The sequence below is a fragment of the Verrucomicrobiota bacterium JB022 genome (genome assembly GCA_030673845.1).
In the GTDB taxonomy this organism is placed as follows: Bacteria; Verrucomicrobiota; Verrucomicrobiia; order Opitutales; family Oceanipulchritudinaceae; genus WOUP01.
This window is the reverse complement of record JAUTCQ010000021.1, coordinates 19,055-39,023: the sequence shown is the minus strand read 5'-3', so window position 1 is coordinate 39,023 and position 19,969 is coordinate 19,055. Positions and strand designations below refer to the sequence as shown.

General features: G+C 61.0%; 20 protein-coding genes. 14 read left to right on the top strand and 6 right to left on the bottom strand.

The window, feature by feature from the left end; translation table 11 throughout:
• Window positions 1–73: 73 nt before the first annotated feature.
• The 3 genes from Q7P63_16545 to Q7P63_16535 all read right to left on the bottom strand — a co-directional run bounded on the left by Q7P63_16545 (window position 74) and on the right by Q7P63_16535 (window position 2,526).
• Window positions 74–610: an ACT domain-containing protein gene (locus Q7P63_16545; GenBank protein ID MDP0501704.1), complete on the bottom strand. Its 537-nt coding sequence runs from the start codon at window positions 608–610 to the stop codon at window positions 74–76.
• Between the two features lie 45 nt (window positions 611–655).
• Complete coding sequence (locus Q7P63_16540) at window positions 656–1,819, bottom strand: hypothetical protein (GenBank protein ID MDP0501703.1); 1,164 nt, start codon at window positions 1,817–1,819, stop codon at window positions 656–658.
• A gap of 200 nt (window positions 1,820–2,019) precedes the next feature.
• Entirely contained in the window at window positions 2,020–2,526 is a 507-nt protein-coding gene (locus Q7P63_16535) for a DUF892 family protein (GenBank protein ID MDP0501702.1), read from the bottom strand.
• Window positions 2,527–2,613: 87 nt separating this feature from the next.
• Between Q7P63_16535 and Q7P63_16530 the strand changes: the two genes are divergently transcribed.
• The 13 genes from Q7P63_16530 to Q7P63_16470 all read left to right on the top strand — a co-directional run bounded on the left by Q7P63_16530 (window position 2,614) and on the right by Q7P63_16470 (window position 15,442).
• A complete protein-coding gene (locus Q7P63_16530; protein ID MDP0501701.1) occupies window positions 2,614–3,573 on the top strand; it encodes a diacylglycerol kinase family protein in 960 nt (319 codons plus the stop codon).
• A gap of 5 nt (window positions 3,574–3,578) precedes the next feature.
• On the top strand, window positions 3,579–4,412 hold the full coding sequence (locus Q7P63_16525) for a metallophosphoesterase (protein MDP0501700.1): 834 nt from the start codon (window positions 3,579–3,581) through the stop codon (window positions 4,410–4,412).
• Window positions 4,413–4,474: 62 nt separating this feature from the next.
• On the top strand, window positions 4,475–5,347 hold the full coding sequence (locus Q7P63_16520; protein MDP0501699.1) for an STAS domain-containing protein: 873 nt from the start codon (window positions 4,475–4,477) through the stop codon (window positions 5,345–5,347).
• 12 nt (window positions 5,348–5,359) lie between these two features.
• Window positions 5,360–5,749 carry an STAS domain-containing protein gene (locus Q7P63_16515; GenBank protein MDP0501698.1) on the top strand — a complete coding sequence of 130 codons (390 nt, stop codon included), beginning with the start codon at window positions 5,360–5,362 and terminating at the stop codon, window positions 5,747–5,749.
• Complete coding sequence (locus Q7P63_16510) at window positions 5,736–6,140, top strand: anti-sigma regulatory factor (GenBank protein ID MDP0501697.1); 405 nt, start codon at window positions 5,736–5,738, stop codon at window positions 6,138–6,140. Before Q7P63_16515 ends, Q7P63_16510 begins: the two co-directional genes overlap by 14 nt.
• Window positions 6,131–7,174, top strand: a complete 1,044-nt coding sequence (locus Q7P63_16505) for an ATP-binding protein/SpoIIE family protein phosphatase (GenBank protein ID MDP0501696.1) — start codon at window positions 6,131–6,133, stop codon at window positions 7,172–7,174. The genes Q7P63_16510 and Q7P63_16505 overlap by 10 nt, the downstream gene beginning before the upstream one ends.
• Before the next feature lie 39 nt (window positions 7,175–7,213).
• Entirely contained in the window at window positions 7,214–8,854 is a 1,641-nt protein-coding gene (locus Q7P63_16500; protein MDP0501695.1) for an ATP-binding protein, read from the top strand.
• The gene (locus Q7P63_16495; GenBank protein ID MDP0501694.1) at window positions 8,848–10,785 is read left to right on the top strand and encodes a response regulator; all 1,938 of its coding nucleotides are present in this window, start codon (window positions 8,848–8,850) and stop codon (window positions 10,783–10,785) included. Before Q7P63_16500 ends, Q7P63_16495 begins: the two co-directional genes overlap by 7 nt.
• Before the next feature lie 60 nt (window positions 10,786–10,845).
• Window positions 10,846–11,349 carry a hypothetical protein gene (locus Q7P63_16490; protein ID MDP0501693.1) on the top strand — a complete coding sequence of 168 codons (504 nt, stop codon included), beginning with the start codon at window positions 10,846–10,848 and terminating at the stop codon, window positions 11,347–11,349.
• Window positions 11,350–11,420: 71 nt separating this feature from the next.
• A complete protein-coding gene (locus Q7P63_16485; protein ID MDP0501692.1) occupies window positions 11,421–12,149 on the top strand; it encodes a GPP34 family phosphoprotein in 729 nt (242 codons plus the stop codon).
• 59 nt (window positions 12,150–12,208) lie between these two features.
• Window positions 12,209–13,309 carry a methylmalonyl Co-A mutase-associated GTPase MeaB gene (meaB, locus tag Q7P63_16480; GenBank protein ID MDP0501691.1) on the top strand — a complete coding sequence of 367 codons (1,101 nt, stop codon included), beginning with the start codon at window positions 12,209–12,211 and terminating at the stop codon, window positions 13,307–13,309.
• Window positions 13,306–13,926, top strand: coding sequence for a DNA-3-methyladenine glycosylase (locus Q7P63_16475; protein ID MDP0501690.1), 621 nt, complete (start codon window positions 13,306–13,308; stop codon window positions 13,924–13,926). Before meaB ends, Q7P63_16475 begins: the two co-directional genes overlap by 4 nt.
• Window positions 13,927–14,026: 100 nt before the next feature.
• Window positions 14,027–15,442, top strand: coding sequence for a hypothetical protein (locus Q7P63_16470; GenBank protein ID MDP0501689.1), 1,416 nt, complete (start codon window positions 14,027–14,029; stop codon window positions 15,440–15,442).
• A 39-nt stretch (window positions 15,443–15,481) separates the two neighbouring features.
• On the opposite strand, the gene Q7P63_16465 is transcribed toward Q7P63_16470, so the two are convergent.
• A complete protein-coding gene (locus tag Q7P63_16465; protein MDP0501688.1) occupies window positions 15,482–16,663 on the bottom strand; it encodes a hypothetical protein in 1,182 nt (393 codons plus the stop codon).
• Between the two features lie 76 nt (window positions 16,664–16,739).
• Entirely contained in the window at window positions 16,740–17,504 is a 765-nt protein-coding gene (gene surE, locus Q7P63_16460) for a 5'/3'-nucleotidase SurE (GenBank protein MDP0501687.1), read from the bottom strand.
• A gap of 151 nt (window positions 17,505–17,655) precedes the next feature.
• Between surE and Q7P63_16455 the strand changes: the two genes are divergently transcribed.
• Window positions 17,656–18,348 carry a hypothetical protein gene (locus Q7P63_16455; protein MDP0501686.1) on the top strand — a complete coding sequence of 231 codons (693 nt, stop codon included), beginning with the start codon at window positions 17,656–17,658 and terminating at the stop codon, window positions 18,346–18,348.
• 4 nt (window positions 18,349–18,352) lie between these two features.
• On the opposite strand, the gene Q7P63_16450 is transcribed toward Q7P63_16455, so the two are convergent.
• On the bottom strand, window positions 18,353–19,966 hold the full coding sequence (locus tag Q7P63_16450; protein MDP0501685.1) for an AAA family ATPase: 1,614 nt from the start codon (window positions 19,964–19,966) through the stop codon (window positions 18,353–18,355).
• Window positions 19,967–19,969: the final 3 nt, after the last annotated feature.

Below are 19,969 nucleotides of genomic sequence, written 5' to 3'. Positions count from 1 at the left end.
AGCCGAGGTTGACCCCGCAGCAAGCGTCTGCCGCCCTCATGCAAGTGGTGCGGCAGACACAAAGCTTTTTTGCTTAGGCCGAGGTGGGCGCCGGCGTGCCTACCTTGATGTCCACCATCAGATCGGAGGCAATGCCTTCGAGGGCTTCCCGCAGCTCGGCCGACGGCAGCTCCGACGGCACGCGCGCTTCCACGTGGGCGCAAAACAGCGTATCGCCCGACCAAGGGGCACTTTCCGTCCAGGTCGAGAGTTCTTCGATGTTGCCCTCGTGCTGGGCTAGCACCTGGGTCAAATCGCGGACAATGCCCGGGTGGTCTTGCCCCGTCAGCTCAATCTTGAAGCTCTTCCGCATCACGGGGGCGGTATCGGCTTCATCGGGCTGCACGGAGATCTGCAGCCCGGCCTTGCGTAGCCGTGCAAACCCGTCTTCAAGCTCAGGCTGGCGTCCCGGCGCCACGGTGATGCGCAGGATGCCTGCAAACTGGCCACCAAGGTGGCTCATGCGGCTGTCGAGCCAGTTGCCGTCGCAGGAGGTGATCAAGGCGGCCAGTTCTTCCACCAGGCCTGCCCGGTCGGGTCCAAGGATTGTTAATACAAGCGCCACTGCCATACGATGTGCATAAGGCAGGGCGCTGCGGTTGACAAGTCAGCTCTGCTAATAGCGGAGCAATGCGGCGAAGGGGCGCGTGCCCGGCACGTTGCTCGGGTCGGTCACAAAGACGTGGCCGCTGTTGCGCAGAGTCTCCTTCGCGATGAAGTCGGCAATATCGGTAGCGTCTGCCTTCACTTCGCCGTTGAGTAGCTTGACCTTATTGGCCTCCGCGTCGATCTCGGCGCTGCGCTGGTAGCTCGGGTCGATCAGGCAAGCTTCGACGCGACCAAAATGGGCGTCGAGAGCCAGCTTTTTCGGGTCCTGCTCACCGCGGCCCTGCTTGGCCAGCTCCTGGTTGATCTGCTCGCCCAGGCGTTCTACGCGCTGCTGACGCTCGCGGCGGAGAATCTCTCGGGCGGCTTCCGCCAGTTCCGTCGGCTTGCGGGCGTCGGGGTTGCCGTCGATAAAGCTGTCGACCAACTGGTGGTAGCGATTGGCCTTTTGGTAGACGCCGTGGTGCTCGGAAAGGCACGCGACGATCAAGGGCAGGTTGTCCGGGTTGATGCGCTTGCGCACCGCGACATCCACGCGGTCGAAGAATTCCTTGATCTTGCGCTCCTGGTGCTCTTCTTCACCGCCGGGGCCATAAAAGCGGGGGTCTTCCGTCGCTGGCCGGCTGCTGGCGGCGCGCGCCTGCAGGTTGTCCTGGTGCTCACGGAACTTGGAGGCCTCACTCAGGCTTTCGGGCATATCGGGCACCTCAACCTCCTCAAACTGCTCGTTGTGCAGGCGGTAGAGCACCACATGGCCTTTCGAGAGCTGGAGCACATAGGCGTCGAGCGAGCGCTCGAACAACGGCAGGAAGGGCATGACGCGCATCGAGCGGTCAAAGGCCCAGAATTCCTGCGGCTCGTAGGGCAGGCCGCCGATGATCAGGCTCTCTCCATTCAGCACGATGCCGAGGCCGGCACGCTGATGTTGCCAGAAGTCGTAATTGTCGACGAGGCCGTCCAAGGGCTCGAAATAACCCTTGGGCAGGTCGAGCTCCTTTTCTTCGGCAAAGCGTTTGATCTGCTGGAGATTATGTTTCAGGCGTGCCGGGTTGCCCAAGGTATCGCGTCCAGCTTTCGCCATGGGCATGGCAAGGGTGAGGGTGGGGAAACGGGTTTCGGGGTCCTTGATCTGCTCTTTGAGCAGTTCAACCGGCAATAGTTCTATTTCGCTCATGGTGAAGCCCATTTAGCCAAACACATGCCAGCCGGGTGCGCGGCTCCAACCCACCGGATTTACAACAGGTTGCAAGATTTGCGGCTAGCATCGTTAGTGCAATCTGCATGCGGATCTACAACCCATGGGGCAAGCTGCAAAAAAAAAATAGCCCCTTCCTGGGCTGGAAGAGGCTATTGCGTGACGAAAAGGCTGCTTGGTTAGCGCTTGGCCTTGGCGTCGGCATGTTCACGCTCCAGAAAGCGCAGGGTGACTGCCGGGACGTTGTCGGCCAGGAAGTCCGCGAACTCGCGTTTTTCGGAGAGGTTTTGCTCGATCACTGCCTTCAGTTTCTCGTGCTTGAAGCGGTCGGCGGTTGCGAGCAGCGAGACGTAGGAAGCAATGGCAAAATGGACAAAGCCAAAGTTGGAGAGCACGTATTTGACGGCTTCATCGCTGGCGGTCGTCGTCATCATCGACTGGAACTTGCCCGCGAGCGAGCTGACGCCAGAGAAGGCACTTTCCGGCTTTTCGCCCATGTCCTGCAGCGCCTGAGCGAGGCGGTCGGCCGAGCGCTTCGAGGCTTCGACCTGGTCATTCGTCTTCTCGGCAAAGAAGGGGTAGTTTTCAAGGCGCTTGGCCTGGCGCTCGAGCGTATCGATCCAGCCCTTTTCCATGCCATAGGCATCTTTCAGCCATTCGGTGAGTCGTGTGGTTGTATCGGTCATAGTTTAATTCGGGTTCGAGTTGAGACGTAACAAGCCCCGTGCCACATAAGAAGAGAAGGGAACGACAACTGCTATTCGTTGAAGCCTATGCCTGAGAAGCGCCTCCAGATTATTCTCAACCGCCGGTCTGGCACCTTGATCCAGATGGATGCCGATGCGGTTTCCACTCACATCCAGCAAGCCTTTGAAGAAAAGGGGTGGGTGGTGGAGGCCAAGCTGGTGGAGGGGCCGGATCTGGTGCCCGCGCTCGATCAAGCGGTCGAAGGCCCGGCTGATACGATCCTTGTCGGCGGCGGCGACGGCACCATTGCCACCGCCGTGGAAAAGCTGCGGGGGACCGACAAGACGCTGGCAATCCTGCCCTTGGGCACCATGAACCTGCTGGCCAAGGACCTTGACCTGCCCGACGACTGGAAGGAGGCGGTGGAAACCCTGCTGCAAGGCGAGGTGCGCGAAATCGACATCGCGATGGTCAACGGCCAGCCCTTTACCTGCATGTCCGTCCTTGGCGTCTATCCTCGCATCTCGGAGAGTCGGGAATCCTTGCGCGGGCAGGGCTTCTTTCTTAAATGGCTGCGCGTTTTCGGAGCCGGCATCCGGATCCTCGCGACTTATCCGCTCCTGCGGGTCAAAATTACCACGGCAGAGGGCGAAACGCACGAATTGCGGACTCGCTTGCTGATGATTTCCAATAATCAATACGAGCCCGGTGTGATCGGGCAGTTGCCTCGTCGCCGCGCACTGGATGAGGGCAAGCTCGGCATTTATGTTTACGACAATCCGGGGCGCTGGCAGATGCTTTACGTGACGGCCGCCTTGCTGCTCGGCTGGTGGGACAAGGTGCCCGACCTTCGGGCCTATGCCAGTAGCGAAGTCACGATCCAGCCTCGCCGCAAACGCAAGATCCGCACCATGACCGACGGGGAGATCCTGAAGTTACGCGCGCCCCTGAAATACTCGATCGAAGCTCGCGGCCTACGCATGCTTACCTCGCCTCAAATGGATGCAGAGACTTCCTGCCCAGAGCTGAAAGCGGAGGAAGCCTAAGACTAGTGACTACACTCGCACACATTTCCGACCTGCATTTTGGTACTACACGCCCGGAGTTGCTCGAATCGCTCCGGGCCGACCTGAATCGACAGCGCCCCGACATCCTGATCATAAGCGGCGACTTTACCCAGCGCGCGAAGAAGAGCGAGTTTGCCGCGGCCAAAGCCTTCATTGATACGCTCCCGCAGCCGCAGATCCTCGTGCCGGGCAACCACGACCTGCCGCACTGGAACCTGATCGAGCGCTTCACCAAACCGCTGCGTCGCTATCGCCGCTACATGACACGCAATATGTGCCCCTTTATCGAGACGGATCACTGTGCCGTCCTGGGGCTCAATACGGCACGCCCCGGCGGCTTTTATGCCGACTGGTCGCGCGGGCGGATCAGCGATTGGCAGGTGGAGGAGGTCCGGGAAACCTTCCGCGAAGTGCCGAGCCACAAGATTAAGGTCGTGGTGACGCATCACCCCTTTCTGGTGCCCGAATCGGCTGCGCAACGCGGGATCATCGGCAACGCGCGGGACGCACTGCACGCTTTTGCCGAAGCCGGGGTCGACCTCCTGCTCTCCGGCCACTTGCACCTGGGCTTCTCCGGGCACGCGTTGACGCACCATGAGATTGTCGAGCGCATCCTGGTGATTCAGGCGGCTACGGCGACTTCCACCCGCCTCAAGAACGAGCCCAACGCCTACAACTGGATCCGCCTCGAAGGCAATCGCATCGGCCTCGAAAAGCGCATCTGGCAAGGGCAGTCGTTTCGCTCGGAGCCGGAAGACACTTTCGAAGTCAGGCACATGGAGGACCCTGGGCGACTGGACAAAGTGCAGAAGAGATAATCTGCTTTTACCCTTCCCGTGGGGCCGAAAAACGGGTAGGCATGTGAAAAGACAGTTTTCTCATGACCACCGCCCCGCAAAACTCGGCCAATTCTCTCCTCCCCCTCGTCATCGAAAAGCACCTCGACCGCATCCTGGATACCTGGATCGCTGAGCTGCAAGTCGACGGAGGGCGTCTCCTCAGCCTCATCCGCGAAAGCGAACTGCGCGACCAAGCCGCGCGCTTCCTCGACCTGCTCCGCAAGGCGATCAAGGTCGCAGGGGTTAACCCGGAAAAAACGGCGGCCTACGACGAGTTGCGCGACCTGCTCGACGAGCTCTCCCGCTCTCGCAGCGAACAAGGCTTTACGCCCACCGAAACCGCTACGTTTGTCTTTTCCCTCAAGCGCCCGCTCTTCCGCGAGCTGAAGCTGGCCCACGACGACAACGATACGGTCGCCCTGCTCGAAGACATCTGGCAGTCCACGATGCTGCTCGACCGCCTCGGCCTGAACACGACCGAAGTCTTTATCGCGACCCGCGAGGCTATTATCCAGCGCCAGCAGCAAGACTTGCTGGAGCTCTCGACCCCGGTCGTAAGCCTCTGGAAGGGCATCCTGGCGCTGCCGGTCATCGGCACGCTGGACAGCGAGCGCACGCAAACGGTGATGGAGAGCCTGCTGCAAAAGATCGTCGCGACTGGTTCCGACATCGCGATCATCGACATCACCGGTGTGCCGGCTGTCGACACCCTCGTCGCCCAGCACTTGCTGAAGACGGTGACGGCAGCCCGCCTGATGGGCGCTGAATGTATCATCAGCGGCATCCGCCCGCAGATCGCTCAGACGATCGTCCACCTCGGCGTCGAGTTGGGCAACGTCACGACCAAGGGCACGCTGGCCGATGCTTTCGCTCTCGCGCTGAAGAAAAAGCGCCAGAAGATCGACGAGATCTAAAGCACGCGACGCATGTATCGGATTCCCATCCTACGAGTCGAAGAGTTCCTCCTGGTTTCCATCCAAATGGACCTGGACGATGCGCTGGCCATGCGCCTGCAGGACGACCTGACGAACAACATCTCCCGCCACCATGCGCGGGGGGTCCTGATCGACATTTCCGGCCTCGAAATCGTCGATTCGTTCATCGGTCGCATGCTGGCCGACATTTCCGCCATGGCCCGGATTCAGGACTGCCACACCATTGTGGTCGGTATGCAACCCGCCGTTGCAATCACCTTGGTCGAACTGGGCTTGTCGCTCAGTGGTGTGCAAACTGCACTGAATATCGACCAGGGCATGCGAATTCTGCGCAAATTGCCCGCCGAGTGGGGCGAGGAGGAAACCGATGAGCGGGAATGACGGCCTTCAGTTGCCGATCTCAACCGAGCCAGATGTCGTCTACGTCCGCCAAGCTGTCCGCAAGCTTGCCAGTGAGTTGGGATTTTCGTTGATCGACCAGACGAAACTCGTCACCGCCACCAGTGAATTGGCACGTAATGCGCTAATTTATGGAGGCGGAGGTATGGCAACCATCGAAAAAATTTCCCAACACACCCGGACCGGCATTCGTCTGACGATTGTCGACCAAGGGCCCGGCATTGAGAACATCGAAAAAGCCCTGCAAGATGGGTATTCGACCGGCTCAGGCTTAGGCTTGGGGTTGGGTGGAGCCAAGCGCCTCAGCAATGAGTTCGAGCTCCAATCCACACCCGGCGCAGGTACCAAGGTCGCGATTACGCGATGGTTATGATGCTTCGTGGCACTGCCATTGCCCGCCAGCCCGTGGCGGAGCGAGGCGATGTCGGCTGGGCGAGGCGGCAGATAGTGGAGCTGGCAAAACGCCACGCCTTCAGCGATTCTACCGTCTCGCGCATCGAGATCACCGTCCAGGAGGCGGCTCGAAACATCATCAAGCACGCCGGGCGCGGCATGATCGTCGCGCAGACGATCGCTTCGGAAGACGACACCCAGCTTGATGTGCTGGCGATCGACAACGGGCCTGGCATGGTGGATGTGGAGCGCTGCCTGCAAGACGGCTACTCCTCCGCCGGCTCCATGGGCACTGGGCTTGGGGCGCTCAAACGCTTGTGCGACCACTTTGCGATCTTTTCCCAGCCTCAACAGGGCTCCATTTTCCTGATGCGTTTTCTGGGGCGGAAGCCGAAGCAGCCTGCCAAGCCTCGTGAACTGCCCGAGGCCGTTGCAGGGCTGCTGGTGCCGCATCCCAACGAGCAGGTCTCCGGAGATGGCTGGAGCCTGCAGCGCATGCCCGATTTTACGCTCGCCTTCCTGGCAGACGGCTTGGGTCACGGGCCCGACGCTGCACGTGCGGTCTTGGCTGCGCAAGATTGTTTTCAGCACATGTCGCAGCAAGACCCGCGACAGCCATTGCCGCAGATGATCGACCAGATGCACCACGAACTGCGCCGGACTCGTGGGGCTGCGGTGGCGTTGGCCCGCATCAATCGTGGCCAGCGGGATGTCGAATTCAGCAGCTTGGGCAACGTCCAAGGGTTGATTGTCGATCGTTCTACGAGCAAACACCTGCTTACATCCAACGGCATCGTGGGGGTCGAAAAATCCCGCGCCACTGCGATGTCCTACGGGCTCAACCCCAATCAGGCCTTCATCATGGCCACCGACGGCCTGCAATCCCGTTGGCAGCTGCCGGCATCGCATGATTTCTGGCACCAGGATCCCATGATCGTAGCCGCATACCTTTTTAAGCAATTCGGGCGTGGTCGCGACGACGTTGGCGTCCTCGTCTTCCCTCCGCTGGCATGACCTTCTATGCCTCACTCTGAGCTTCACAGCCCTGATCAGATGCCCCGCTTCCTGCAGGAATGGCGGGACGTGCTGACTTGTTTGAAGCTCGATGGAGGCAGCCGCGTCAGTTATGGGCTGATTCTGGAAGAGCTGCTACAGCTGGGCTTGCAGGATGGCTTGAAGCTGCGGGTGGAGCCCATTGGAGAAAAGAACCGCCCGGGAGTGCGCGTAACCTGGGCCAAGCAGACGCCGGGGCAATGGTTGGAGTCATTTCGGCAGCAGACTCAGCGCCTCGCGGTGTCTACACAGTTGATCGAAGACGGGCTGGAGCTGACGACTGACCCTCAGTTGCGGATTTTCGATACGCCGCTCGACGCAGGCGGCTGCCTCGACGTGCTCTACGAGTTGAAACAGCGCCGCCGGGAGAGTGCCGAACTCAACCGGGAGATTGAGGAAACCAATCGTGGCGTTGTGGCCTTGTATGCGGAGCTGGAGGCAAAGGCGGAGTCCGTCCGGCAGTCTGCCGAGATGAAGCAGCGCTTCCTCTCCAACATCACGCACGAGTTTCGCACGCCGCTCAAGTCGATCGTCAACCTCAGTAGCATGCTGCTCGATCGCTTCGACGGAGACCTGACGAGCGAGCAGGAAAAGCAGGTATCGCTGATTCAGCACGCGGGCGATACCCTGCTGGGGCTGGTCAACGACTTACTTGACCTGGCCAAAGCAGAATCGGGCAAGCTCACGGTATACTATACCCTGGTATCGCTCCGTTCCGTGCTTGCGAGCCTGAAAGGGCTCATGCGACCGCTGCAGGCCCAGCAGTCGGAAGTGGAGCTGCTGATCGAAGAGCCGCAGCAAGACCTGAAGTGGGAGACCGACGACGGCAAGCTGACCCAAATCCTGCGCAATCTGATTTCCAACGCGCTGAAATTTACCGAGCGCGGCGAAGTCCGCCTCACCGTTGAGCACGACGCCGAGATGGTGCGCTTTTCCGTCAGCGATACAGGCATCGGCATTGCCCGAGAAAACCTGGAGCGGATCTTCGAAGAATTTATCCAGATCGAGAACCACCTGCAAAAGCGGGCCAAAGGCACCGGCCTCGGTCTCTCGTTGTCGCAACGCCTGGCCCAGATGCTGGGCGGCTACTTGACGGTTTCGAGCGTGCTGGGGCAGGGGTCGCGCTTCACGCTCTATCTGCCGCGCGATCCTACCCAACGCCTCGCTCTGCCGGAGAGCGGTATCGCGGAGGTGGATACAGAGGAGCTTGAGCCGGAGGGTGAGCCGCTCGCCGCCAACCGTGTGTTGCTGGCTGAAGACAACGAAGCCTACCGCTACTGGCTGGCCAACTTGCTGCGTCAGCGGTTTGACGAAGTGCTGGAGGCCCCCGACGGCCAGGAGGCGTGGCAACTGTTGCAGCGCGAGCCCGTGGACCTCGTCGTGCTTGACCTGCAAATGCCGCGCATGACAGGCTGGGAGGTGATGGATGCACTAAAATCGCATCCTCAGTTGCGGAAAGTCCCTATTGTCATCAACAGTGCAGAGTCCCAATATTCCGTGCCTTCGGAGATTGCAGAAAGTTTCGCTCCGGTTTTTCTCGAAAAGATGGAGATGGGTGACTCGCAGGCCGCTCACCTCGCGCTCGACCATGCTTTACGTCAGCTCCAGAAGGCACGAACCGCTTCCACGCCCGAATGTTAAGCCAAGAACAAAATACGATTCTGATCATCGACGATCAGGAAACCAACCGTTATACGCTCCGTCGCTACCTGGAACGCGCCGGATACGTGGTGATGGAAGCCGGAACGGGTGAGGAAGGCCTGCAACTGGCTGAGCGTGGCCCCTCCCTGATCATTCTCGACGTAAAGCTGCCGGACATGATCGGCTATCAGGTGTGCCGCCAACTGCGCGCACACGAGCGCACGAGTTCGATCCCGATCTTGCAGACATCCGCTGCCTTTGTGGATTCCGACGATGTGATCGAAGGCCTCGAAAGTGGTGCCGATGGTTACTTGCGCGACCCGATCCGCCCGCGCGAGTTGATCGCTACAGTCAACTCGCTCCTGCGTATGCGTCGGGCAGAACAACGGGCCGACCGTCTGTCGCACCGCTGGGAGGTGTGCCTCGATTCCTTGCCTCAGTTTGTCTGGATTCTCAACGAGCAGGGCAAGGTGACATACTCCAACCGCCGCTGGCGCGAGCATGCCGCTTTGTTAAAGGTAGACCCGACGGAAGCGTTTATCGACGAGGTCGTGCATCCGGACGATCGTAGCGCACTGCAAGCTGAGTGGACCACGGCGATTCGTGACAAGCAGCAGTTTGCCAATGAATACCGCCTGCGGACGGCAGAGGGGGAATACCGCTGGCAGTTGGTCCGTGTCATTCCGCTGCGTTCGGCCAATGAATCGGCGGATTACTGGGTGGCGAGCTCGACAGACATCCACACGCAGAAGCAGGCCCAAGTCGCAATGGTGGTGGCTAAGGAGGAAGCCGAGGCCGCAAGTCGCGCCAAGTCCAACTTCCTCTCCAACATGAGCCATGAAATCCGCACGCCGTTGACGAGCATCATCGGCATGGCGGAGATCTTGAAGGAAAAGGCCGACCTGGAGCTGCAGGAAATGGCGGACTTGCTGCACAGCAACAGCCAGCGCCTGCTCGCGACGATCAACTCCGTGTTGGACCTCGCACGGCTGGAGAGTGGAAAGACGAAGCTCAGCATCAAGCCGGTCGATCTCTGCCAGGAGATTCGAGAGACCGCCAGCATCATGAAGCTGCAGGCCCGCGATGCCGGGAACGAATTGTCTCTGGAGGGCTGCGACGATGGCTTGCCGATCGAGGCCGACCAGTCGGCGCTCCACCGCGTCCTCGTCAACCTGCTGGGTAACAGCATCAAATTTACGCAAAACGGCCGCATCTGCATCAAGGTCGAGCGGGCGGAGCAGATGGCTCGCTTCACCGTGGAGGATACTGGGCGCGGCATTTCGCCTGAGTTTCGCGAGCGTCTTTTCCGCCCCTTCGAGCAGGAATCGAGTGGTGAAGACCGCCGGCATGAGGGCAGCGGCTTGGGGCTCGCCATTACCTACCAGCTGGTGCAGCTGATGAACGGGCGGATCGAGGTGCAAAGCGAGGTCGATCAAGGCACCCGCTTCATTGTCTCGTTGCCTCTGGCTGTTGGCGTCGAGGCCGAGAAGCCCACTGGGGGGGAGTCGACGGGCCTGGGCCTCAAGATCCCGGGTGCCACGGGCAAGCGAAAAGGCCCGATCCTCGTGGTGGAAGACAACGCCCACACGGTGAAGGTGATGCGATTGCTCCTGCAAGACCGTTACGATATCGATTTTGTGCTCACGGCGGAGGATGCGCTCGAGCGGGCAAATGAAGTGCGCTACCATCTCGTCTTCCTCGACATCAATCTGGGGGAGACCACCGGGATCAATGCCTTGGAGCAGCTGCGCCAGTTGCCCGAATACGACAAGACCGTGATGGTGGCCTTTACTGCCTTTTCCCTGCCAGGCGACCGCGAGCGCTTTGAGTCGATGGGCTTCGATACCTACCTGGGCAAGCCATTTCGGGCGGAGCAACTGATCAATCTGATCGAGAAATCCCTCGAAGAACCGGACTTGGTGCGCTCGTAAGGGCTCACTTCTCCCATCGTGGTGCTTGCCAGCGGCCTCCGCGCTTCCTATGTAGGGGGCATGGAGTCTCACGAGATCGTCAAGCAGTGTCTGACCCAACGTAGTCCCAAGGAGTTGGCGCAAGAACTCGGCGTCTCCGTCTCGCTCGTCTACAAATGGTCGCAGCCCACTCATGCGCAACACAGCGGAGCCATCAATCCGCTGGATCGCGCGCGTCAGCTGGACGACGTCAGCGGCACGCAGGCGGTGACGCGCTGGATGGCTTCCAAGGCGGGCGGTTTTTTCCTCGCCAACCCGGAGGTGCAGGATGAGGCGCACCGCGATTATGTCACATGCATGAACCAGCTCGTCCAGGAGTTTGCCGACATGCTCGCGACGGTGACGCAGTCAGCTGTCGACGAGCGGATTTCGCGCCTCGAAGCCACTGAAATCCGCCAGCGCTGGGATCAACTCAAGGCCGATACCGAGAGCTTTGTCAGCGCCTGCGAGCGAGGCGATTACGGCGCGGTCGGCCTCCAGTCGATCCACCATCGCCCGGAAGCTCTCAAACGCCTCGAAGCCTAAACTTCTGTTTCCACCCTCTGCATCCGCGCAGCCTTGTCTCACGGTCTGTTTTTCTCTAGCATTCCGGCCCTATGGTGGCGATTGAATACCTGACGCTGCCAGAGGAGGTCTTGCTGCTGCGCGCCTTCGACGCCAAGGCCAATTTCGTCCGCAAGGAAGCGGATAATCATTTGGTGTACCTGGTGGCAGGGTTGGTAGAGCTTTTGTTACGTGGGCGCATCGGGCTGGACCCGCGTCGCCAGTTGATCGCTCAACGCGAGCAGCCGGACGACTGGCCGGAGCGCCAGCCGCTGATCTCGATCGAGCGCAGCATCCGCCAGCTCTTTCCTCTTTCACTGGAAGAGGCGCTGGAGGTCTTGACCCACGAGAACCTGTTGGCGGCCGAAATGGTGGCGCAAGGGCTCGAGTTCAAGGGCGTGCTGCATGTGACGGAGCGCCGCCGCCTCGGCCTCTTCAAGGAGCCGCATTGGCAATTGATCAACCCGCAAGTCATCGAGATGTTGCAACAGCGGATCTGGAACGCAGCCAACTCAGCCGATTGGCCAGACTTGCGCTGCCTGGGGGTCTGTTTTCTGGGCTACTCGGGTGCTCACTTCGGCCCGGCTCGCCAAGCTGTCGTGAGCCAGGCCTTCCGCCGCTGGCACCAGAAAGCGCAGGAAATCGTCGCGATGGCCTCCGGGCGTGGGCTCGACCCGGAAGAGCGGCAGGTCGCGGCCTTGATGACCTGCCTCGACGCAATGGACCGCTGGCGCACCCGCCAACCCCTTGACCGCCTTGGCACGCGTATCGACCATGACTGAGAGGCGTGGGCCGATAAGTTTTTGTTGTTAGACGCGATTCGAAACGATTGGCTGGGGCTATGGCCAAGGATGCAATCAGCCGCCCCGAGTGGGCCGAAGGTGGCCCTGAGCAGGGCTTCAACAGCTTTGTCCGCGCCGGGACGGAGCCGGCCCTCAGTCGCACGCGCAGCGTCAAGCGCCGCCCGACTCTGCAGGTCGAGGATTACGTGAAAGGTGTCCTGGCGGGCGATCGCACCACGCTGGGCCGAGCGATCACGTTGATCGAGAGCAACGCTCCCGCCCACCGCGAGCTGGCCAAAGAAGTCCTCGCCCAGTTGCTGCCCCATGCGGGGCGTTCCGTCCGGGTCGGCATTACCGGCGTCCCGGGCGCGGGCAAGAGCACGACAATCGAGACGATTGGCAAATGGCTGTGCGACGAAGGCCACCGGCTGGCGGTGCTGGCGATCGACCCCTCATCTTCCGTCACCAAGGGCAGCATCCTGGGCGACAAGACGCGCATGGTTGAGCTGTCGCGCCACCCCAACGCCTTTATCCGGCCATCGCCCAACGGCGGCACGCTGGGAGGCGTGGCCCGCAAGACCCGCGAAACGCTCCTGCTGTGTGAGGCTTTCGGTTGCGACATCATCATTTTGGAGACTGTCGGGGTAGGGCAAAGCGAGGTGACGGTACGCTCGATGGTCGACTTTTTCCTGCTCGTCTCGATTGCCGGAGCCGGTGACGAGTTGCAGGGGATCAAGAAGGGGGTTATCGAGCTGGCCGACCTGATTGCGGTCAACAAGGCCGACGGCGACAACCTCCAACGCGCTCGCATGGCCAAGGCGGAGCTTAATCGCGTGCTCTCTTTTCTCGCGCCGGCTACCGAGGGCTGGAAAACCAAGGCCGTCATGTATTCCGCGCTGACGCGTGAGGGCATCCCTGAGCTTTGGCAAAAAGTGGAAGAGTTTCGCCAGTTAACGCTAGAGAATGGCCAGTTTGAGCGTCGTCGTGAAAGGCAGCGCGTCGAGTGGATGGATGCGTTGCTGACCGAGGGCCTGCACGACCTGTTTTTCCGGGATGCATCGGTGCAAGGGCGACTGGTCGGGCTGCGGCAGAAAGTCGCACAAGGCGAAGTGCCCGCAGCTCAGGCGGCAGAGGAACTGCTGTCGCTCTGGAACCAATGATCGGTCGCGAAACAGAAGCACTTTCCCCGGGCCAGGTATTGCCGCCCGCCTTTTTTGCGGCGGGTGCGCTGCCGGTCGCCCGCCAGTTGATCGGTAGTTATCTGTGCCGCCAGGAGGGGCCGGGCGCCCCGATCCAGCGCTGGGCGATCCACGAGACCGAGGCGTATACGGGGCCGGACGACAAGGCCTGCCACGCCGCCAAGGGCCTGACGGACCGCACGCGCGTGATGTTTGGCCCACCCGGCGCGTGGTATATTTACCTGTGCTACGGCGTGCACTGGATGGCCAACATCGTCTGCGAGCGCGATGGCTACCCGGCGGCGGTGCTGCTACGGGGCGCTGGACCGACGGATGGGCCAGGAAAGCTGACCAAGGGGATGGTGATCACGGCCCTGCAAAACGGCAGCCTGGCCACTCCCGCTACCGGGCTTTGGATCGAAGCGGCGCCGCCCGTACCCGATGATGAGGTGCTGGTGACGCCGCGTATCGGGATCGGCTATGCGGCGGAGTGGGTGGAGAAGCCGTTCCGCTTTATCTGGAAGAAGGCGACGCACGACCTGAAGCCCGCCCGCTGGAAGCCTGCCGCCAATACCCAGGCCAGCCAGCGCAAAACCTGACCTTGCCAGGTAGACAATTTGGTCTTGGAGTTGCGCGAGACTGGATTCACAACTATATCCATGTGCAGCAGGGATTGACCTGCTGTGTGTCCGAAACGTCATGCCTGAGCCTCTTTCTTATCAAGCCATCCGTGAAGCTACCGCGAGCCAGTCTCTTTTTGAAGACAAGACCTGGCGCCTTTCGCCCGAAGCCTGGCCGCTGAGCCCCAAGCAGTTGCAGCAGATCGAGCAGATTGGCCAAGCCTGCCTTGAATTTTACAAGGCAGTCGAGCTGCTCTACCAGCGTTCTGCGGAAGGGAAGAACATCTTGCGCAATCGCGAGCTGAAGACGCCCTGGGTGGCCGAATACCTCGACCGCGGCAAGCCGGAAAGGCTCGTCAATCATGCCCGCCACCGCAACCTGCGGCAGTCGCAGCCCATGGTCATCCGGCCCGACCTCCTGCAGACCGACGACGGCTTTGCGGTGACGGAGATCGACTCCGTGCCGGGTGGGATCGGCCTCACTGCCTACCTGAACCGTCTCTATCGCGAGCAGGGCGAGGTGATCGGCGGTCAGGATGAGATGCTGGACGCCTTCTACCGCTCGTTGTCGTCGTTGCGTTCGGAGAAGACGTCGCCCTTGATCGCGATTCTGGTGTCGGACGAAGCGGCGACTTATCGGCCGGAGATGGACTGGCTGGCCAGCGAGCTGCAAAAGCGCGGCTATCGGGTCTACGCATTCCATCCGAGCGATGTCATGCCGCTGGGCGACACGCTGTGCGCCGACATCGGCGGCAACCCGGAAGAGATCGACATCGTCTACCGCTTTTGGGAACTCTTCGACCTGCCGAACATCCCGGTGGTGCCTTACATCCAGGAGATGCTCGAAGGGGGGCAGCCGCTGAAGGTGAGCCCGCCAATGCGCCACTTCCAGGAGGAGAAGCTGAACCTCGCGCTTTTCCACCACCACCGCTTGCAAGACTTCTGGCGCGAAAACCTGAGCAAGCGTTCGCTCAAGCTGTTGAAGAAGATCATCCCGCAGGGCTGGATCATGGATCCGGTCGACCTGCCGCCCAATGCCGTGCTCGATGCGCCTACGGTCGGGGGAAACCCGATCTATAACTGGGAGCAGTTGGCCGAGGCTTCGCAGAAGGAGCGTAATCTGATCCTGAAGCTGAGCGGCTTCCATGAAAACGCCTGGGGCGCACGCTCGGTCTTGCTGGGCAGCGATGCTTCGCGCTCGGAGTGGGAAGAGGGCATCCGCGAAGCCATTGCCGAGGCCTCCAAGAGCCTTTATATCCTGCAGGAATATCGGAAACCCAAGCGGCTGAGCCACCCCATCTATCGCGAGGATGGCAGCGTTGCCCCGATGGAGGGTCGCCTGCGCTTGTGCCCGTATTACTTCGTCGAGGGCGACCAGGCGAAGCTGGCGGGCATTCTGGCCACGTTTTGCCCGGCGGACAAAAAGATCATCCACGGGATGCGCGACGCCGCCCTCCTGCCGTGCCGGGTCGACGAAAATGCCGCGACCGAATAGGTTCGCGGCATGTGTTAAAAGCAAGCTGTTCCGCCTCGATCAGGAGTCGCTCGTGCGAATGAGGATCTCCTGATTGGTCGGGGCGCTGCTCAGCGGCACGCCCGGCGCATAGACTTCGCGCACGAAGCCGCGCGCAGAGGGGCGCAACAGGTCCTTTGAGCCGTCTTCCCAGTTGATTACGAGGTAATCGCTGAAGAGGCGCCATTGGCCCTTCATGTCTGCCGCGCCGGGGGAGGTGCGGCGCGCCTTGCCCCAGCCGTCGATCTCGATGGACTTGAGGCTGGTGTTTTCCATTACCGGCTCCCAGCGACCGCGGATGTCGTTGACGGAGAGGAATTGCACCTCGCCGGCATTGAAGAGGCGACCGGCATCGGCAGTCGAAGAGCGGGCGGCTTCGCGGGTCTGGCGGGGCTTGTCGCTCCAGCCCTGCTTGCGGTTAAACGTGGCGAGCTCCAGTTTGCCACCGGAAGTCTGGCGCAGGATGTCCTTGGTCCCGCCGCTCCATTCGATGTAGGCGTGGCCGTTTTCTTCGTGCCAGCGACCGGTGGAGCCGGGCGATTCGTCCCACGAGCGCAAGGCGGTACGGGCTTCGCCGCTGCGGGAGAGGAAGATGTAAAAGTGGTCGCTGCCGCCGCCGAAGCCCATGAAGCCGCCGCTGCTTTGCGGTATTTCCCAGTAGCCTACGTAGTTGCTCTGCAGAGGCGCGGGCCGGGCAGGCTGTGCGGGCGCAGCCGGGGTGGCTTCTTCGCCGATCACCGGGCTCTCGCTCTCCGTGCCGGTGCTCGCAGGCGCAGGACCGGAGGGGGCCGCGCCGCCGCCTGCCGCGAGGCTGCCAACTTGACGCGGGTCGAGGCGGGTCGCACGGGCTTCGTCGATCGGCTGGGCGGTCAACGGTTGCCCGGCTTGGAAGCTCTTGCGGACGAGGGAGGAGGGGCCGCCAAACTCAAATACTTCCACGAGGCCGGATTCCCAGCGTGCGACGAGGTTGTTGTCCTCGATCGTCCACTTGCCCTTGATGATGTCGTTGGTCTTGGTGCCGGTCCAGAAGGCGGAGATCCCGCCGCCTGCCTTGATGTTGATCACACAGCTATCGCCCGCACTTTCCCGAATGAGCCAGAATCCTCGATAGTCTTCCGCCGAAACGTCTTGGGCATTCAAAAGGGGCGCAGAAACGGAAAGGGCCATCAGGCTGATGAGCCGTAGGGATCGGAACAAGGACATAATCAGAGTTGAAGTGGTGCTGTATCGTGAAAGGCCGCCGTGAGCGCTCTTCCTTAAAAGACGGCAATTTAAAAGACTAAGCGAGCGCCGAAAAGTTCAAAATCGAAAGACTCACCAGGCCTTGGCGGACGACGGCCCGATCGGTCGCATGATCTACCTGTGGCTCGGGAGGCCGGTTGTATTCGAAATCAAAACGGTTGGGGTGGGTGGTGCCGAAAAGGCAGCGGGCCTCGACGCGCGCGGGGCGGGTTTCGACGACTTCGGTGCCTTCCTGCATGGGGTAGGGGAAGTTGAGATTATGCACGTGCAGTTCCGAATTGCAACGCCCGGCTATCTCCAGGGCGAGCTTGGCCGTGATTTTTGCGCCGGCCTTGACGGTGCGCAGGCCGTCCTCGGGCAGCTTGCCCCCGCTGCGGGCGGCTTCGCGAAACTCGCCGGCCGGCAAGGCCTGAGAGGCGGCAATCGCCGGGATGCCCCAGTGCGCGCCCTCGATCGCTCCTGCGAGGGTGCCGGAGCTGAGGATGAGCGGCATGCTCGTGTTGTAGCCGATGTTGATCCCGCTGACGACCACATCGGGCTTTTCCGGCAGAAGGTGGCCCAAGGCGATGTTGACGCAGTCGGTGGGGGTGCCGTCGATGGCCCAGCCCTTGGCTTCGCCAAACTGCACCTCTTCGGCCTCGACGCTGCGGCGCCGGCTGAAGGCGCGGCCGATCCAGCTTTGTTCCTGTGCGGGCGCTGCGATCACCACGCGAAAATGCGGCGTCAGTGCCTCCAGCAGCAGTTGAAAGAAGATGGAATGGACCCCGTCGTCATTGGTTACCAAGGCAGTCGGTCGCGTCATAAGCGGGCACTATGGTGCATCTTTGGCTCTCGCGCCAAGTATTTCGTATGAGCGGTTGAGCAGGGCGCTGCGGGTTTTTACAGATCGGTGACGCCGATTGGCGGTTCCTGTGGTTGCCTTGCGCGCGACAATCCTTAAGCTGCGGCGCGTCATGGATGTTGTCTGCCCTCGCTGTGCCGCGCCGACCAAGGCCGAAAATGTGGATCTGACCAGCGGTCTGGCCAAGTGCCACGAATGCAATGCCGTGTTCGACTTCCGTACCCAGGTGGGCGGCCAGGCGGTGATCGAGCGTAAACCGGTCGAGATGCCCAAGCAATTTAGCTGGCAGGAAGGCTTCGATGGCCTTTCGCTCGTTTACGCCTGGAAGGGGGCCAGCGCCTGGTTTCTGCTGATGTTTACGCTGTTCTGGGATGGGTTCATGGCGGTGTGGTACGGTATCGCCATCACGCAGGGCCAGTGGACGATGGCCGCTTTTGGCGTCATCCACCTCGCGGTCGGTGTGTTCCTGACTTATTTCACGCTCTGCAAGTTCGTGAACCGGACAGTGATCACTTTCCAGCCGAGTCGAGTCACAATTCGCACTGCGCCGCTCAAGTTTATGATGGGCAGAGATCAGGAATACGAGCCGCGCGACATCGAGCAGGTGTATTGCGAGGAAAAGATCCGACGGACCAAGAACGGCACGAGTCGGAGCTACCACGTCAAGGCCCGCTTGCGTTCGGGTGACGATGTGGATCTGCTGAAGAACCTTGATGGCCCTCAACAGGCGCTCTACATCGAGCAGGAGATCGAACGCACCCTCAACATCCGGAACGTCCGGGTTGAGGGTGAGATGGTCCCGTAAGGGGCTATTCGGCCGGCTTTTGCTCTTCCGGCTGCTCCCGGTGGCGGAAGCTCTCCACCACGAGGCGCGACAGTTCCTTGTCAGGATTGCGCGCCATTTCGCCGGTGATGACGAAGGTCTGCTGCCGGGTGTTGCGGGCGATGATTTTGAGACCATGGACAAAGTCGCGGAAGCGGTCTTCGCAGATCGCACGGATCGTCTTGTCCTGATCGACGGCAGCATCCACCAGCACATCGGTGGCCTCGTTGGCAAACGAGATTTCGAGCCCGTTGACTTCGGCAAAGTCTTCGGCGAAGGCCTTCAACTCACGGCAAAGCACGCTGCGCTGGAGGTGGGCGTTGTCGCGCAGGAGGGCCTTGAGCGCCTCATGCGGGCTTTCGACCGTCTCGCGGGTGACTTCGAAGGACTGAATGCCGGTGCTGGGCAGCTCGAACTTGAATTCGCGGAAGATCTTTTCGAACACGGTCATCAGGCCGCGCGCGCCGGTTCCCTCGTGGTGGCCGCGTTCGGCAATGGCGTCGAGGGCTTCCTTGGTGATCTTGAAGTCGATCCCATAGCCTTTGAAATCCTGCCGATACTGCTCCAGGATGTTGCCTTCGCTGGTGGTCATGATCTGCACGAGATCATCTTTGCCCAGCGGGTTGCAGGCGACACGCACCGGCAGGCGGCCGACGAACTCCGGTTCGTAGCCGTATTTGATCAAGTCCTTGGTCTCGACGCGGTGCAGGTAGCTGGCGTCGTCGTGGTCCGGCTCTTCGACCGGGCGCCCAAAGCCGATGGGCGTATCCTCCAGGCGCTTTTTTACGCTCTCGCTCAGGCGATCGAACGCACCGGAGACGATAAAGAGGATGTGGCGGGTGCTGATCGTGCGCTTGCGGCTCTTGCCACGCTGCGCCTCCATCATGGCCTGCATCTGGCCCATCATGTCGGTCGCGCTGGTCAGGGGCACCTCGGCGTCTTCCATCAGCTTCAGGAGGTTGATCTGCACACCGCGGCCCGAGACGTCCTTGCCGCCCTGCATGTTGCTGGAGCTGGCAATCTTGTCGATCTCGTCGATGTAGATGATGCCGTATTGGGCGAGTTCGGCGTTGCGACCGGCGGCGCGGTAGAGATCGCGCACGAGGTCTTCTACATCGCTGCCCACGTAGCCCGTCTCGGAAAACTTGGTCGCGTCGGCCTTGACGAAAGGCACGCCGATCAGTTTTGCCGCCGTCCGCATCAGGTAGGTCTTGCCGACGCCGGTGGGCCCGAGCAGGAGGATGTTTTGCTTGTGATAATCGCGCTCCAACAGCTCCGGGTTTTCCAGGCATTGGCGTACGTGGTTGTAGTGATCGCAGATGGCGACCGATAGCACACGCTTGGCCTCCTGCTGCTTGACCACGAAGCGGTCGAGGTAGTCTCGAATCTCGCGAGGCTTGCGGTTGAAGGCCTGAATGGCCTGCAGCACCGAATCGTCGTCAGGCTCCGTTGGAGCTCCTCCAGAGGTGCTTCCAGCGGTGGCTCCGGAGGAAGATCCTGGACCAAATGGGCTGTTTAAATTGACTTGTCCGCTACGGATGGCTTCTTGCAGTTTCTCCTGCAATTCTTCCAGCGGGTTCTTGTTGTCGTCTTTACTCATTTT